This is a genomic window from Mesorhizobium sp. WSM4307 (genome assembly GCF_007003945.1).
Taxonomy (GTDB): Bacteria; Pseudomonadota; Alphaproteobacteria; order Rhizobiales; family Rhizobiaceae; genus Mesorhizobium.
In genome coordinates this window covers 57,823-73,265 of the sequence record NZ_VFTB01000003.1, presented here as the reverse complement: position 1 = coordinate 73,265, position 15,443 = coordinate 57,823, and the positions used below count along the sequence as shown (strand labels likewise).

The 15,443-nt window shown below is 62.1% G+C and carries 14 protein-coding genes; 9 read left to right on the top strand and 5 right to left on the bottom strand.

Annotated features, from left to right (window positions below; translation table 11 throughout):
• Positions 1–31 precede the first annotated feature (31 nt).
• The 3 genes from choV to FJV83_RS07325 all read right to left on the bottom strand — a co-directional run bounded on the left by choV (position 32) and on the right by FJV83_RS07325 (position 3,137).
• Complete coding sequence (choV, locus tag FJV83_RS07335) at positions 32–1,213, bottom strand: choline ABC transporter ATP-binding protein (protein WP_095773499.1); 1,182 nt, start codon at positions 1,211–1,213, stop codon at positions 32–34.
• Positions 1,210–2,064, bottom strand: a complete 855-nt coding sequence (choW, locus tag FJV83_RS07330; protein ID WP_095790115.1) for a choline ABC transporter permease subunit — start codon at positions 2,062–2,064, stop codon at positions 1,210–1,212. The genes choV and choW overlap by 4 nt, the downstream gene beginning before the upstream one ends.
• A gap of 137 nt (positions 2,065–2,201) precedes the next feature.
• Positions 2,202–3,137 carry a choline ABC transporter substrate-binding protein gene (locus FJV83_RS07325; RefSeq protein ID WP_095790116.1) on the bottom strand — a complete coding sequence of 312 codons (936 nt, stop codon included), beginning with the start codon at positions 3,135–3,137 and terminating at the stop codon, positions 2,202–2,204.
• Positions 3,138–3,563: 426 nt separating this feature from the next.
• On the opposite strand from FJV83_RS07325, the gene FJV83_RS07320 reads away from it, so the two are divergent.
• Positions 3,564–4,175 carry a thymidine kinase gene (locus tag FJV83_RS07320; RefSeq protein ID WP_095790117.1) on the top strand — a complete coding sequence of 204 codons (612 nt, stop codon included), beginning with the start codon at positions 3,564–3,566 and terminating at the stop codon, positions 4,173–4,175.
• Between the two features lie 90 nt (positions 4,176–4,265).
• On the opposite strand, the gene FJV83_RS36885 is transcribed toward FJV83_RS07320, so the two are convergent.
• Positions 4,266–4,439 carry a hypothetical protein gene (locus FJV83_RS36885; protein WP_246691814.1) on the bottom strand — a complete coding sequence of 58 codons (174 nt, stop codon included), beginning with the start codon at positions 4,437–4,439 and terminating at the stop codon, positions 4,266–4,268.
• Positions 4,440–4,592: 153 nt separating this feature from the next.
• Between FJV83_RS36885 and FJV83_RS07310 the strand changes: the two genes are divergently transcribed.
• The 8 genes from FJV83_RS07310 (at position 4,593) to FJV83_RS07270 (ending at position 14,634) form a co-directional block, all read left to right on the top strand.
• A complete protein-coding gene (locus FJV83_RS07310; protein WP_095790118.1) occupies positions 4,593–4,982 on the top strand; it encodes a cytochrome c family protein in 390 nt (129 codons plus the stop codon).
• A gap of 308 nt (positions 4,983–5,290) precedes the next feature.
• Positions 5,291–6,379, top strand: coding sequence for a hypothetical protein (locus FJV83_RS07305; protein ID WP_095773710.1), 1,089 nt, complete (start codon positions 5,291–5,293; stop codon positions 6,377–6,379).
• Between the two features lie 40 nt (positions 6,380–6,419).
• The gene (locus FJV83_RS07300; RefSeq protein WP_095792768.1) at positions 6,420–7,565 is read left to right on the top strand and encodes a hypothetical protein; all 1,146 of its coding nucleotides are present in this window, start codon (positions 6,420–6,422) and stop codon (positions 7,563–7,565) included.
• A gap of 24 nt (positions 7,566–7,589) precedes the next feature.
• Positions 7,590–9,494: an ATP-binding protein gene (locus tag FJV83_RS07295; protein WP_142884418.1), complete on the top strand. Its 1,905-nt coding sequence runs from the start codon at positions 7,590–7,592 to the stop codon at positions 9,492–9,494.
• Between the two features lie 61 nt (positions 9,495–9,555).
• Positions 9,556–9,966, top strand: coding sequence for a DUF559 domain-containing protein (locus FJV83_RS07290; protein WP_095792970.1), 411 nt, complete (start codon positions 9,556–9,558; stop codon positions 9,964–9,966).
• 67 nt (positions 9,967–10,033) lie between these two features.
• Complete coding sequence (locus tag FJV83_RS07285) at positions 10,034–11,332, top strand: DUF6638 family protein (RefSeq protein WP_142884419.1); 1,299 nt, start codon at positions 10,034–10,036, stop codon at positions 11,330–11,332.
• Positions 11,333–11,437: 105 nt separating this feature from the next.
• Positions 11,438–12,562: a DUF2333 family protein gene (locus FJV83_RS07280; protein WP_010911160.1), complete on the top strand. Its 1,125-nt coding sequence runs from the start codon at positions 11,438–11,440 to the stop codon at positions 12,560–12,562.
• A 392-nt stretch (positions 12,563–12,954) separates the two neighbouring features.
• Complete coding sequence (locus FJV83_RS07270; protein WP_095773491.1) at positions 12,955–14,634, top strand: formate--tetrahydrofolate ligase; 1,680 nt, start codon at positions 12,955–12,957, stop codon at positions 14,632–14,634.
• A gap of 5 nt (positions 14,635–14,639) precedes the next feature.
• On the opposite strand, the gene FJV83_RS07265 is transcribed toward FJV83_RS07270, so the two are convergent.
• On the bottom strand, positions 14,640–15,347 hold the full coding sequence (locus FJV83_RS07265; protein WP_246691813.1) for a cysteine hydrolase family protein: 708 nt from the start codon (positions 15,345–15,347) through the stop codon (positions 14,640–14,642).
• Positions 15,348–15,443 lie beyond the last annotated feature (96 nt).

Here is a 15,443-nt window from a genome sequence, read left to right as displayed (position 1 = left end):
AGTTGAAGGAGGTCTCGCCGCTCCTCTATTGCTAGCGCCGCAGCACCGCGCTCAGCACGTCGCGGATGCCGATGGCGCCGACAAAGCGGGACTGGTCATCGAACAGTGCCACGGGTGCTGTCTGCGAACGGTGCATGGCCAGCATGACGGTTTTCAGCGACGTGCCGGGATTGGCCCAGAACACTTGCGCCACTTCCTCCGGCTGGCCCTCGACATCGGCGCAGGACACCCACACCGCCGGCTTGCCATCGCGTTCGGCCGCCGCCACCAGGCCGTGATCGTCGATCTTGAAGCGCGTCGTCTTGCGCCGGTCTAGCCACACCCAGCCATTGTCGCCGTGCTCGAGGTCGCGGCGATCGCGCATGACGTTCCAGGCGGTCAGCACCGAGAGCGGGTTCACATTGGCGATGAAGTCGCGGACATAGTCGTTGGCGGGGCGCAGCACGATGTCTTCCGGCGCGCCGGTCTGGACGATGCGCCCGCCCTCCATGATGGTGATATGGCTGCCGATCTTCAGCGCCTCTTCCAGGTCATGGCTGACGAAGATGATGGTTTTCTTCAGCTCGGCCTGCAGCTGCAGCAGTTCGTCCTGCAGCTTGGTGCGGATCAGCGGGTCGAGTGCCGAGAACGGCTCGTCCATCAACAGGATCGGCGCTTCGGTGGCGAAGGCACGGGCCAGGCCGACGCGCTGCTGCATGCCGCCCGACAGCTCGTGCGCGTATTTCTTCGACCACTGGTCGAGATTGACCAGCTTGAGCTGCCTGTGCACGCGCTCCTTGCGTTCGGCGTCCGGCACGCCGGCAAGTTCGAGGCCGAGGCCGACATTTTCCTCGACCGTGCGCCACGGCAGCAGGCCGAACTGCTGGAACACCATCGCAACCTGCTTCTGGCGCAAGCGCCGCAAGGTCGGCTCGTCGCAGGTGACGACGTCGACGATCTTGTCGCCGTCCTTGACCAGAACCTGGCCGCGCGACACCACGTTGAGCCTATTGACGGCCCGAAGCAGGGTCGACTTGCCGGAGCCCGACAGACCCATCAGCACGGAGATCTCGCCCTCATGCACGGTAAGGCTGGCGCCGGCGCAGCCCAGCACATTGCCGGTTTTCTCCAGGATTTCGGCGCGTGTGGCGCCCTTGTCGATCATCGCAAGCGAACCGGCCTGGTCGGCGCCGAAGACGATATCGACGTTCTTGAAATCGACGGCGACGGTCATTTCTTGCCTCCAACGCCAATGCGGGTCATTCGGTCGAGCACGATGGCCAGCACGACGATGGCGAGGCCCGCCTCAAGCCCGAGATCGATGCGGCGCGAGCCGAGCGCGCGGTTGATCTCGGTGCCCAGCCCACCGGCGCCGATGAGAGCCGCGAACACCACCATCGACAGCGACAGCATGATCGATTGCGTCAGACCCGCCATGATGGTGGGCAGCGCCGACGGCAGTTCCACCTTCCACAACAGCTGGCTCTTGGTGGCGCCGAACGCCTCGCCGGCCTCGATGATCGACTTTGGCACCGAGACGACGCCGAGGTGAGTGAGCCTGACCGCTGTCGGGATGACGAAGATGATGGTGACGATGAGGCCGGGCGCGTTGCCGAGGCCGAACAGCGTCAAGACCGGGATCAGGTAGACGAAGGTCGGCAGGGTCTGCATCAGATCGAGCACCGGCAGCATGACGCGGTAGACCTTCGGCTTGTGCGCCGCCCAGATGCCGAGCGGCACGCCGATGGCCATCGCCATGGCGGCGGCGGCGACGACCAGCACGAGCGTCTGCACGGTCTGCTTCCACAGGTTCTGGTTGATGATGAAGATCAGGCCGAGAAAGACGCCGATGGCGAGCGGCCGCGAGCGCTGCAGCAACCAGGCAATACCAACGATGACCAGCGCCAGCAGCACCGGCGGCACCATCAGCAGGAGGTCGACTAGCCCGTCGAGAATGAAATTCAGACCGTTGGAGAAGGCTCTGAAGATGGTGTCGAAATTATCGGTCAGGAACCCGAAAAAGGACTTTCCCCAAGCGCCGATCGGGATCTTGTGATCGACCATGAATTTGGAAATCGGATCCATCTCACCCCTCTTCCACCAGGGCTCTGACTTCGGCCCCGCGCTGTCGCAACGTCATCTTGTCACAGGATGTGAAAAAGGGCAGCCCTTTGTCAAACGGCTGCCCATCTTCATCCGGTCATGCCGGATGCGAAGTCGGCTCAGCTTCCGAGCGCGGTCTTGACCGCCGCTGCGGCGTCGCCGCCGTCGAAGGTGGTCACGCCGGCGATCCACGGCTTGACCGCGTCCGGGTTCTTCTTCAGCCAGTCGGTGGCGACCGTCTGGGCGTCACCGCCCTTCAGGATCGCGTCCATCATCTGGCCTTCCATATCCAGATTGAACTTCAGGTTGGTGATGAACTTGCCGACATTCGGGCATTCGGTCGTGTAGCCCTTGCGCACATTGGTCGACACGGTGGCAGCGCCGAAGCCGCTGTCGCCCATGCCGTCGAGATAGGTGATCTTCATGGCGCCCATCACCGGATGCGGCGTCCAGCCGAGGAAGGCGATCCATTCATTGTTCTTCATCGACTGCTCGGCCTGCGTCAGCATGCCGGCCTCCGAGGACTCGACCAGTTCGAAGCCCTCGAGATTGTCCTTCGGGTTCTTGATCATGTCGAGGATGATGCGGTTGCCGTCATTGCCGGCCTCGATGCCATAGATCTTGCCGTTGAACTTGTCCTTGAACTTGCCAAGATCGGTCAGCGTCTTGACGCCGGCGTCCGCGACATAGGTCGGCACGACGATGCCATAGCCGGCGCCCGAGAGGTTCTGGCTGACGGTCTCGACCGAACCGTCGGCGGTATAGTCCTTGATGTCGTTGGTCATCGACGGCATCCAGTTCCCCAGGAACACGTCGAGGTCCTTGTTCTTCAGCGACGCATAGGTCACCGGAACCGAGAGCTGGATCACCTGCGGCTCATAGCCGAGCGCGGTGAGCAGCACCGAAGCGAGCCCCGTGGTGGCCTGGATGTCGGTCCAGCCGACATCGGAAAGACGCACCGCCTTGCAGCTCGCCGGATCGCCGGCAAAGGCGGCACTCGTGGACAGGAACGCCGCCAGGCCGAGGCCGGCGACGAAGGAATTCATACGCGACATAGACAGTCTCCCATTGTGATTCTTTGGCGAAGCGTCGTAACGGTTTCTCTGCCCGCCTTGTTTCGTCAGCCAAACACCATTCTGGTGTAGTTTCAAGCGCTAAGGCAATCACGATCAACGGCGCGGAATGGCCAATCAGCGACACGGCTGACGCTTTTGTCACGCCGCTCATCTTTTTCAGCGGCGAGCCGGCTTTTTCAGGGGAATGCGCCAGCGGCCCCTCCCCGCGCAGAGGCAACTCGGCTTAAGGTCTGTTTGGATTCAGGTCAGGCTGAGACGAAAATGGTGGGGCCCGAGAACCGGAGCGGAGCGTACTTTTGGGCATGTGAGCACAGATCTACTGCGACGCAGTAGAACGGGGAAGCGCAGGGGACGGCCATTTGCAGGCCGGCATCGCCTGAATATCGACGGACCGTAAAGGACGGCATGGCCAAGCTCTACTTCAACTACGCAACGATGAATGCCGGCAAGACGACGATGCTCTTGCAGGCCTCGTACAATTATCGCGAACGCGGCATGACGACGATGCTGTTCGTCGCCGGCCATTACCGCAAGGGGGACAGCGGCCTGATCTCGTCGCGCATCGGGCTGGAGACCGAAGCCGAGATGTTCCGCGACGGCGACGACCTGTTCGCCCGCGTCGCCGAACATCACGACCATACGACGGTGCACTGCGTCTTCGTCGACGAGGCGCAGTTTCTCGAGGAAGAGCAGGTCTGGCAATTGGCCCGCATCGCCGACCGGCTGAACATCCCGGTCATGTGCTACGGCCTGCGCACCGATTTCCAGGGCAAGCTGTTTTCCGGCTCGCGCGCGCTGCTGGCGATCGCCGACGACCTGCGCGAGGTGCGCACCATTTGCCGCTGTGGCCGTAAGGCGACGATGGTCGTGCGCCTCGGCCCGGACGGCAAGGTGGCCCACCAGGGTGAACAGGTGGCGATCGGCAAGGATGTCTATGTCTCGCTCTGCCGCCGTCACTGGGAAGAAGAAATGGGCCGCGCCGCGCCCGACGATTTCATCGGCTTCATGAAATCTTGACCCAGCTTCCCTGCGACCCGCGTCAGGCCGCAGAGACACGCCACAGCGGAAACCGCCAGCCCAGCCGGACACCGAGCGTCGCCACGGCGATCAGCGCCATGCCGGCGGCCTGCGCCGGCCCGAGCGGATGCCCGTAACCGCCCAGTCGATGATGATGATGATGGCAACGACCGGATAGGTGAAGGTGATGATGCCGATCACCGGCGTCGTCAGGCGCGGAAAGGCCGAGTCCATCAGCACATAGGCAATGCCGGTGTGCAGCACGCCGATGCTGACCAGCCAGCCGCTGCATGCGCGGGAACATGCTGGCCGATGCCGGGGACGCGAGCAGGTACGACCGGCCCACTCGCCACGGTGCAGCGTTTGTTAAGGCCTCGGTCCTATAAGGCCGTCAGCCAGAGCTCTCCGGGGTCAGCCATGCTTCGAGCCGTTTCCTCAGCCAGCCTTCTTCTCATTGCCACCTCCATTGCCGCCCATGCCGGCGGCGACCCGGTGCAGGGCAAGCACGTCTTCAACCGCTGCATGGCCTGCCATGAGGCGGCCACCGACCGCGACAAGGTTGGCCCGCATCTCAAGGGTGTCGTCGGCCGCGCCGCAGGCAGCGCGGAAAGCTTCCTTGGCCATTATTCCGACGCCATGAAGAGTGCGGGCGCTGCCGGTCTCGTCTGGGACGAGGCAAATCTCACCGAGTATCTCAGGGCCCCTAAGCTCAAAGTTCCCGGCAACAAAATGGCTTTTGGTGGCCTGACGAATGATGACGACATCGCCAATGTCATCGCCTATCTGAAGGCCGATCCGAAGCCCTGAGTGGCGTCTGTGCGGTGCGGCCGCACTGATGTGTTTGGCTGCAACCGGTTCAATCCCCTGACGAATTCAGCATTTCCGCGTCGGCGGGGGCTGACTGTCTTGCCGGCATGAAAGTTCAATGACAGCTGAACTAGTCCCGACTGACCGGCTAATCACGCCATGACCCCACCTGCATTGTCTTTCAAGGCCTTGGCGGATTCTTTTGTTTTCACGCGGCCCTTGTCTTCACGTCTTTCAATCCCCGGATGCCCCACATATATTCGCCGCTGTTCGCAACCAGCGACCGGAAGCCGAAGCGGGAGGCCCCTATGGCGACATTGCAGAATTTCGATGCCGAAATTGCCAAGACCAAGCAGGTCGTCCAGGACATGCGCACCAAGATCGAGCAGTCCGGCACCGTGCTCGACACGCTTGCCACCGCTGACAAGAAGATCGGCGACGCCAATTTCGACATCGAGAACGCCCGCATCGAGGACGTGCTGAAGCAGCAGAAGGTGATGGAAGGCAACATTGCCGACCTGATCATCGGCCTCGAGGACGCCACCAACGTCTTCGGCGCCGAGTTCGAGAGCATGAAGAACTACACCGGCTGGGAGAACTTCGTCGGTGTCTTCTCCAGCCAGCGCAAGCAGCGCATGCGCACCGACCGCGTCCGCAACATGTCGCTGGCCGGCAATCTGCAGGAACTTCTGGCCAAGTCCGACACCATCGTCGGCATCCTGAAGGCGCAGAAGGAGGTTCTCGACCAGCGCTACAAGACCTCCGAGGCCAGCCTGTCGCAGGTGATCGAGCGCCGCAAGACCACCATGTCGAACCTCGAAGCCGTGCAGAAACGCATCGAGGAACTCAACCCCATGCTGCTCGACATCGAAAACAAGATCGCCGCCTCGACAAGCCAGAAGGACCGCACCCAGCTTGAGGGCGAACGCTCCAAGCTCGCCACCGAATACAACGAGAAGCAGGCCAAGGAGCAGGAACTGCTGGCCGAAAGCCAGACGCTCGAGCGCTACACCTCGATGTTCCAGACCTTCGTCGATTCGCTCAACAACCAGATCGCCGCGCAGTCGACGCTGATCAACAAGCTGACCATCGATACCGAGCAGCGCATCGTGCTCTACAAGGCGCTGGAAGATTCCTTGAAGACCGCCGCGCAGCAGGACGTCGCCCACAAGATCAACACGCTGGGCAGCCAGGTCGACAACACGGCGGAAGAAACCATGGCCGGCATCGGCGCCGCTTCGCAGAAGCACATTGGCGACCTGCTCGAAATGCACGAGAAGAACATGGTGGCCAGCGCCGATATCCAGCGCCGCAAGAAGCTCGCCGACGATGCCTTTGCCCGGCGCTTCGACGAGGTGCTGAAGAAGCACAATTCGGCCAACTACGTGCAGTCATAATTGCCGCGCGCACCGGTGCGACAATCCCAGGGCTGACAGAATGACCCCCGAAAACGACGCGGCGGCGCGGTATTTCTCGGCAATCACGGCCGCGCTCAGCGGCCTTGAAGTGTTCATGCGCGACGACCGCTCGCCGCTTTACCGGCACGGCATCGTCGCCAAGATCGTTGCCGAATACATCGCCCGGCTCGACAAGTCCTTTGGCTGCTGGCGCAACCGGCTGGGCTTCATGGACACGTTCCGCATTTCGCGCGCCGAAAGCGGCTTCCCGGTGTTCCAGAACCTGCTCGAACTGGAAAACGACCGCCGCCAGGCCGATGCGCGCCTTGCCAACATCCCGCTGGCCGGCGAGCTGCGCGAGGAGATGGCCGACTTCATCCTGCGCCACAAGGAATTCCCCGAGGCGCTGCAGAAGTCGATGGCCGAGCGGCTCTATCTCGAGGACGTCAGGAGCGAGCAGACTTTTGGGCCGTTCACGCTGGCGCAGACGGCCAAGGTGTCGGTCAATCCGAAGACGGCATTGCCCTACTATCTCGTCCATTGGGCGACCTTCGACGGCAGCGCCAACCTGCCGCTGGTCTACATGGTGACGGTGGAGGATTCCTCCGAGAACATGGTCCGCCAGCTCGTCGACCGGAACGGCAAGCTCAACGACAAGGTCGACATCCCACTGCCGGTCGACGGCCTGCTCAATCCCGAGCTCGCCCACCGTTTCGACGATTTCACCGAGAAGAACTCCGCCTACACGCTGTCGCCGGCGACGATTGCCGTAAACCTCGACAAGGATTTCGAGCCGCTGCACCCCAAGCAGTTGCGCCGCGTCGTGCTTGGCCCCTTCTATTCAGCGGGCATTACCGACAACAATTCGACGGTGACCGAAGTGCTGGCCAAGGTGCGCAAGCCGGAAAATGCCTGGCTGCTGACCTGGACCATCCAGGAGGTCTATTCCAAGGGCGAGAAGCCCGGCCGCAAGGGGCTGTTTTCCAGCGAGAAGACGACGCAGGAATTCTTCATCAACACCGACGATTTGGAAGCCGCGCGCCAGGGCGTGTCCAGCTACGAGAACCACGCGCTGATCCCGCACGAGGCCTACCAGGCGCTCTACGCCGCCGGCGAAGCACAGAAGATCTTTGGCGGCTACAAGGTCCACATCCTGTCGAATGGGCAGGTCATTTCAGACGTCTGACCGTAACACCACGGAGCACACTTCATGGACACCGGCCTGACCACCATCCCGGAAGCGGCGATCGAGAAGCACCGCGCCACAGCGCAGAGCTTCATCACCCGCATCGTCGTGCTGGAAGACCCGTCGCGTGAGTCCGGCACGGCACTGGCCGGCACCAATCGCCGCTTCGTCTCCACCGTCTCGGTCGGCTCGGTGCGTCGCACGCGCGAGGTCGAGCTGTCGAAGACCGTCGGCGCCGTCCATCCCGACGACCAGTTGCTCACCATTCCGCAGCACACGCTTCTGTGTCGCGCGCGGCGCGGCACGGCGATCGCGCTGGCCATATCGGATGTCTTCGCCGAAGGCTCGGACCTCGAAAGCCTGCAGGCGAAGAACACCCGCGCCCCGCTCGAGGGCGACGAGGCGTCGGCCTTCAAGAAGCTCCTGTCGGCCTCGGCCTATATCTCGGCCTTCAGCCTGGCATCCTATCTGTTCCAGCTGATCGACAGCGACGGCGAGGCACCCAACGACATCCCCGAACCCGACTTCCTTTTCGACACGCCGCAGGATGCGGTGAAGTCGATCCTCGCCGGCCTCGACAAGGCGATAGCGGGCTCGAAGGACGATGCCGACCTGGCGACACGGGCACGCGCCTTCGCCCGCGTCGCCATCGATGGGCTGCTGGCCAGAAAAGGCCGCTTCGACGGCATCGGCCCGTTCGAGAACGCCCATATCCGAATCGATGCCGATGACTTCACCCTGGACGGCTTCGACGTCGCCCCCGGCAAGCGCTCCAAACCGCTGGTGATGACTTTCAAGAAGCCGGAAGAGGTCGTCGGCAACCACATCGCCAAATTCCAGTCGGTCAGGCTGGCCAAGATGCTGATGGCCTACGACTTCGAGCGCGAGCTGAACCCCTTCGTCGAGCTCGGCGGCTTTCTGTTCACCTTCATCGGCGACGGCGCGCCGGGCACCGGCAAGACGACGCTGATCCAGATGATCGCCGGCCTCGTCAACGGCTATTGCCAGGTCGCCGGCTATCCTTTTGCCTATGAGAATTTCGGCGTCGACCAGATTTCGTCCTATCAGGGCAAATCGGGCCAGAACTGCCGCCAGTTCATCAACAATGTCTTGAACCCGCGCGTCATCGGCTTCGGCACCATAGACGATATCGACCAGGTGGCGGCGCGCCGCTCCGACGACCGCGCCTCGGCCGGCCAGCAGGAGATCACCGGCGTCCTGATGGATGCCTTCGCCGGCGCGTCAACCGTGGTGCGCGGCAACTGCTCCTTCGGCATGTTCTCCAACTATCCCGAAAATGTCGACGACGCGCTGCGCCAGCGCGCCGGTGCCCGCTGGCTGGTCGACGGCCCGCAGACCCGCGACGACTATATCGACATCTTCGTGCTGCTCGCCGGCAAGAACCACGAAATCCCTCTGGGCAAGCACGAGCTTTACGCCGCACAGGAAATCCAGCGCGCTGTCGAGGAGGCTTATGAGGAGCACGAAAAGCCGCAGGAGGACGGCCTGATGAAGGTCTATGAGCGCTACATGAAGGAGAATGGCGCGCCCAAGACCATGGCCGATATCGGCACCTACCTGCACCTGATCAAGGACGCCGAGCCGCGCTTCACCGGCCGCGCCATCAAGAACGTCACCGACGCCATCAAGATGCGCGCCATGGACATCGAGCTTCCCGACGACTGGTTCGAGAAGCCGGAAGCCTTCATGCACAAGGGCTATGACGAGAAGAAAGCCATGATCGAGGAACTGCGCGGTCCGTTCTCTCTGGACATTGTCATGCAGGAGATCAACCGCTACGCCGATTCCGAATTCCGCTACTCCGACAAGTCCGACGACGCCGCCGTGGAAAAGCTGCTGCGCGACGCGCGGCTGCGCGAGCGGGCGGCGCGCGAGATGGAAGAGATGAAGAAGAAGGGGCTGTGGTGATCTTTTCCTTCTCCCCGTTTACGGGGAGAAGGTGCCCGAAGGGCGGATGAGGGGCAGCGCCATGCGTGGAAGAAATGAGCCAAAGATTGTGAGAGCCCGCGAGTTGCGGAGAGTTGAGAACGATGCCGAGGAAAGGCTTTGGCATGAATTGCGCGGACGGCGATTGAATGGTCACAAGTTTGTTCGCCAACTATCGATCGGCCCCTATTTCGCGGACTTTGCCTGCCGCGAGGCGAATCTGGTTGTGGAAGTCGATGGAAGCCACCATGCCAGTCAATTCAGTGATCGGTACAGGGACGAGACGATGAACGACAACGGCTGGTCGGTATTGAGGGTCTGGCACGCGGATGTTTTAGCCAATCTTTCGAGCGTGCTGGATACGATTGTCGCGGCGCTGGATGGTCGACTCGATCGCAAGATGATCGGTGTCGGTGCGAAATTTCTGCCGGCCACGGCGTTGGAGCAAGAATAATGAGCGCTTGCGCCGCCCCTCATCCGCCCTTCGGGCACCTTCTCCCCGTGAACGGGGAGAAGGAAAGGTGAGCAAAAAACCCGACCTCTTGCGCGACAACGAACTCATCTACGGCCGTCTGCTCACCGTCGACGAGCCGCATCTCGTCCAGCGTTACAACAAGGCGCTGGCCGCGTTTGGCCTGCCTCCGACCAAGCTGAAGAGCTTCCAGGTCGACCGCACCGGCTTCTCGCCCGAGATCGCCGACGAGTGCGGCGACCCTGACTATCTCGACCCCAACGAGGTCAATCGCCGCTTCATCATCCTGACGCCGTCGCAGATCGACCTGCCGGTGGTGCACACGGCCTTCTCCAACACCTCGCAGCTGATGTTCGAGTTCATGTCCAAGAATCAGCGCGCCATCGACGCGCTGACCATCAAGGACGTCATCTACGGCGAGATCGAGGATTCCGTTCCCAAGGTCAACGACATCGAGGACCTGCTGTCGATCAACCAGGTCGAGTTCAAGGTTCTGTCGGCCGAGGATGTGCTGGGCAAGGCCGCTGAACTCGGCAAGCTCGTCGACCGGCTGAAGCAGGAGCCCGATGCCTGGCGCGACAACGCCATGCTGACGCGCATGGTGGAATTGGCGAAAATCTGCGGCGACATCCGCGAGAACGCGCTGGTGCCAGACCAGGTTATCTTCCGCCACAATGCCTACTGGACCAGCCATTTCGGCGGGCTCTACGTGTTCGTCGATCCCGACATGACGACGGTGATCAGCGATCCGGCGGCCCCGGGCTTTCGCCGCTCGCGGCCGTGGCAGGTGAGCTATCTCTCGATCAACGACGCCGACAAGGTCTTCAAGTTCCTGGCCAGCACCGGCCGCATCGAACTGCCCCGCGCCTCATGGATAGAAACGTCCGGCTATCTCGAGCACCGCGCCGAGATGGTGGTGCGCGCGCTGATCCGTGACGCCGAGCCCAACCGCAATCTGACCGATGTCGACAAGGTCTGGCTGCAGACCTGGATCCAGAGCCATGCCGACCTGATTACCAAGGACGGCAATTTCCCCTTCCTCAACGCCGCCAAGCGCGAGATCGCCCAGCTTGGCCATCTCAAGATCGAGGATGTGTTCCCGCAGCAGCGCTTCCTGGTGGTGCGCGCCAAGCCGGACCATCCCGACGCCTGGCTGACCAACCGACTGATCTCGGATTTCGTGCCGACCGACTTTGTCTCGCGCTACATCTTCAACAAGCAGGGCTTCTACAAGGACTATGACGGCTTCAGCGACGCCTGGAGATCGCATGTTGTGGACGTTCTGAAAACCACATATTTGAAGGACAAGGTGGCGTTTCGCACACGCCTCTACGGCCTGACCGACTAGAACGAAACGAGCTGTCATTTTGTTCTAACTTATTGTTTTAGCACATGATGTTATCCAAAAAGTCTGCAACTTTTTGGCATCATGCTTTGAGGGGGTGACACAGCCATGCTCGATCCGATCGTGAACTTCTTCGTCAGGATTTTCCAGTGGATCGGCCGCGGCATCGGCCTTCTGATCGGCGCCATCCTGTGGCCGTTCCTATGGGCCGGCCGCTGGTACACGCAGCGCGGCTGGATCCTCAAGGCCGTGCTCGGCCTGGCCCTGCTGGTGCTGATCGGCCTCTACGCCAACTTCTTCTATGCCACCCAGTGGTGGAACAATTTCAACCCGAACTATCCTGACACCTACACTTTCGAGAAGCGCAATGTTTCCGCCGGCGAGCAGGTGGCCGCCGGCACTGGCACCGACACGGCAAAGACCTGCGGCAATTCCGGCATTGCCCAGATCGCGGCGGACCTGACCGACTTCAACGTCAACCAGAATGCCTGGATCTCGTCGATGATCCTCTACAAGCTCGGCCTGTTCGGCATCGACTGGGACAACACGCCGTGGATGGACAACAAGGCGTCCTTCCAGCGCGGCATCAACCAGGCTGTGCGGCGCACGGCGACTGAGCTCGCCGACAATCTCGGCCGCGTGCGCACGACTTCGCAGATCGATGCCGATCTGCAGGATGCGCGCGGCAATCTGCAGTTCGACGAATACACCTGGTATTTCGGCGTCAGCCCGTTCGGCCCGAAGACACCGACCCCGAGCTATTATCGCGACGCGGTGCGCAAGCTGCGCTCGTTCAATGCCCGCCTCGCCACCTGCCAGGCCACTTTCGATGCCCGCGCCGACAATCTGAAGCAGTATATCGACCGCATCGCATCGGACATCGGCTCGACTTCCGCCATCCTCAAGGAACGCGCCGAGAACCACAACAATGGCTGGTTCGACACCCGCGCCGACGACCGCTACTGGTTCGCCTATGGCCAGCTCTATGCCTATTACGGCCTGATGAAGGGCGCGCAGGCCGACTTCGAGGACGTCATCAAGGAAAAGCACCTGCAGAGCCTGTGGGACACGATGGACGCGCAATTCGTCTCGGCCCTGCGTATCCAGCCCTTCATCATCGCCAATGGCCGCGAGGATGGCTGGCTGCTGCCGACGCACCTGACGACGATGGGCTTCTACATCCTGCGCGTGCGCTCCAACATGGTCGAAATCAGCAACGTGCTGACGCAATAGCGTTCGCCGGTCGCAATGCATGTCGCCCAAAAGTGGCCCCGGTTTTGGGCGAACGACATGCATAAGAACAAAAGGCTAAAGCGCGATGCGCTTTAGCCTGGCGATGGCGAATTTGCGCCGTCGCCTCTGTCGCATTCCGTGCATTGTGCGGCTGTTTTGAGACGGCGGAACGGCGCGTCCTCTGGCTTCTATACGGCGCGGCAACGGAGCCGGAAAGAACCCGAGAACAGGTCGGCCGGTCCGCAGAGGAATTTTCTTCATAGGAAACATAGTTGCATGCAAGTTGACGCCGCGGCAGCGACAGGGTTAAAACAGCCCGCGCCCGGTTCCAACCTGCCTGCTAGTGAGATCAAACCCGTCCCCTCCACAGTCCAATCCAGAGGAAAGCCGTCATGGCCGAAGTGAAGTCCGACATCGAGATCGCGCGCGGCGCCAAGAAGAAGCAGATCCAGGAGATCGGCCAGAAGATCGGTATTCCGACCGAACACCTTTTGCCCTACGGCCACGACAAAGCCAAGATTTCCGCCGAGTTTATCAAGTCCGTGAAGGGCAACAAGGACGGCAGGCTGATCCTCGTCACCGCCATCAACCCGACGCCCGCGGGCGAAGGCAAGACCACCACCACGGTTGGTCTCGGCGACGGCCTGAACCGCATCGGCAAGAAGGCGATCGTCTGCATCCGCGAAGCCTCGCTCGGCCCGAATTTCGGCGTCAAGGGCGGTGCAGCCGGCGGCGGCTACGCACAGGTCGTGCCGATGGAGGACATGAACCTCCACTTCACCGGCGACTTCCACGCCATCACCACGGCGCACAACCTTTTGTCGGCGCTGATCGACAACCACATCTACTGGGGCAATGAGCTCGGCATCGACACCCGCCGCGTCGTCTGGCGCCGCGTCATGGACATGAACGACCGCGCGCTGCGCGAGATGATCTGTTCGCTCGGCGGCGTCGCCAACGGCTTTCCGCGCGAGGGCGGCTTCGACATCACCGTCGCCTCGGAAGTCATGGCCATCCTGTGCCTGTCGACCGACCTCAAGGACCTCGAGAAGCGCCTCGGCGACATCATCGTCGCCTATCGCCGTGACAAGTCGCCGGTCTATGCCCGCGACCTCAAGGCCGACGGCGCCATGGCCGTGCTGCTCAAGGACGCCATGCAGCCGAACCTGGTGCAGACTCTGGAAAACAACCCGGCCTTCGTGCATGGCGGCCCGTTCGCCAACATCGCGCATGGCTGCAACTCGGTCGTCGCCACCACGACGGCGCTCAAGCTTGCCGACTATGTCGTCACCGAAGCCGGCTTCGGCGCCGATCTCGGCGCGGAAAAGTTCTTCGACATCAAGTGCCGCAAGGCCGGCCTGAAGCCGGCGGCGGCCGTCATCGTCGCCACCGTGCGCGCCATGAAGATGAACGGCGGCGTCAAGAAGGAAGACCTCGGCAAGGAAAACATCGAGGCGGTGAAGAAGGGCTGCGCCAACCTTGGCCGCCACATCGAGAACATCCGCCAGTTCGGCGTGCCGGCGGTGGTTGCCATCAACCACTTCTATTCCGACACCGACGCCGAAATCCAGGCGATGAAGGACTATGTCGCTTCGATGGGCGAAGAGGCGATCCTGTGCAAGCACTGGGCCAACGGCTCGGCCGGCATCGAGGAACTCGCCAACAAGGTGGTGGCGCTGGCCGAATCCGGCGCCTCGCAATTCGCGCCGCTCTATCCCGACGCCATGCCGCTGTTCGAGAAGATCAACACCATCGTCCAGCGCATCTATCGCGGCTCGGAAGCGATCGCCGACAAGTCGGTGCGCGACCAGTTGCACGCCTGGGAGCAGGCCGGCTACGGCAACCTGCCGGTCTGCATGGCCAAGACCCAGTACTCCTTCTCGACCGACCCGAACCTGCGCGGCGCGCCGACCGGCCACACCGTGCCGGTGCGCGAGGTCAGGCTTTCGGCGGGCGCAGGCTTCGTCGTCATCATCTGCGGCGAGGTCATGACCATGCCCGGCCTGCCCAAGGCGCCGTCCTCGGAAAAGATCTTCCTTAACGAGGTCGGCCAGATCGAAGGCCTGTTCTAGAATCTTCAAATCCCAAACGGAAAGGGGGCCGCAGCGATGCGGCCCCCTTTCCGTTTGCGGAGTGGTCCTAGGCCGCGTTGCGCGCCAGCGCCCGCTGGTTGGAGGCGTAAATCGTGTCGCGTTCCGGCAAGGCGCCGGTCTTCAGGCACTCGACCCATTCGGCGGTCTTCAGTACGGCCGCGAAACGTGACTGCAGGATGATCGTGACGACGCGGTGGATCTCCTCGGCCCGAGGCATAGCCGGCGCTGTTGGCATAGGGCACCGAGCCGGTGGCATCCGACAGGAACTCGACGGCGAAGCCCATATGCACCGCATGGATGATGGTCGACAGGTCGCAATTATGCGTCATGTAGCCGACCACCGTGAGCGTATCGATGGCATTGGCGCGCAGCCACGCTTCGAGGTCGGTACCGGTGAAGGCCGATGGAAGGGTCTTCTCGACATAGTGGTCGCGGCCGCGCCTGGCGATTTCGGGATGCAGTTCGCCGCCGTGGCTACTCTTGGCGAAGATCGGCGAGCTCTCGGGCGCCATCTGCTTGATAACAACCACCTTGATGCCGGCGGCAGCAGCCGCATCCATGGCGCGCGCCACATTGACGACGCTGTCGCGGAACGGCGGATGCTGGATGGCCAGATTGCCGCCATCATAGTCGTTCTGGACGTCGATGACGATGAGCGCGCGGCGTGGCGTGATGTTGGCTGGGGCAGACATGGTGTTTTCCTTCCGGCTTGGATGCGATGGGCCGAAAATAAGCGGCTTCGGGAGTGATCGAAAGTGGCCCGATTGACATCATTCGAAAGAATTGGG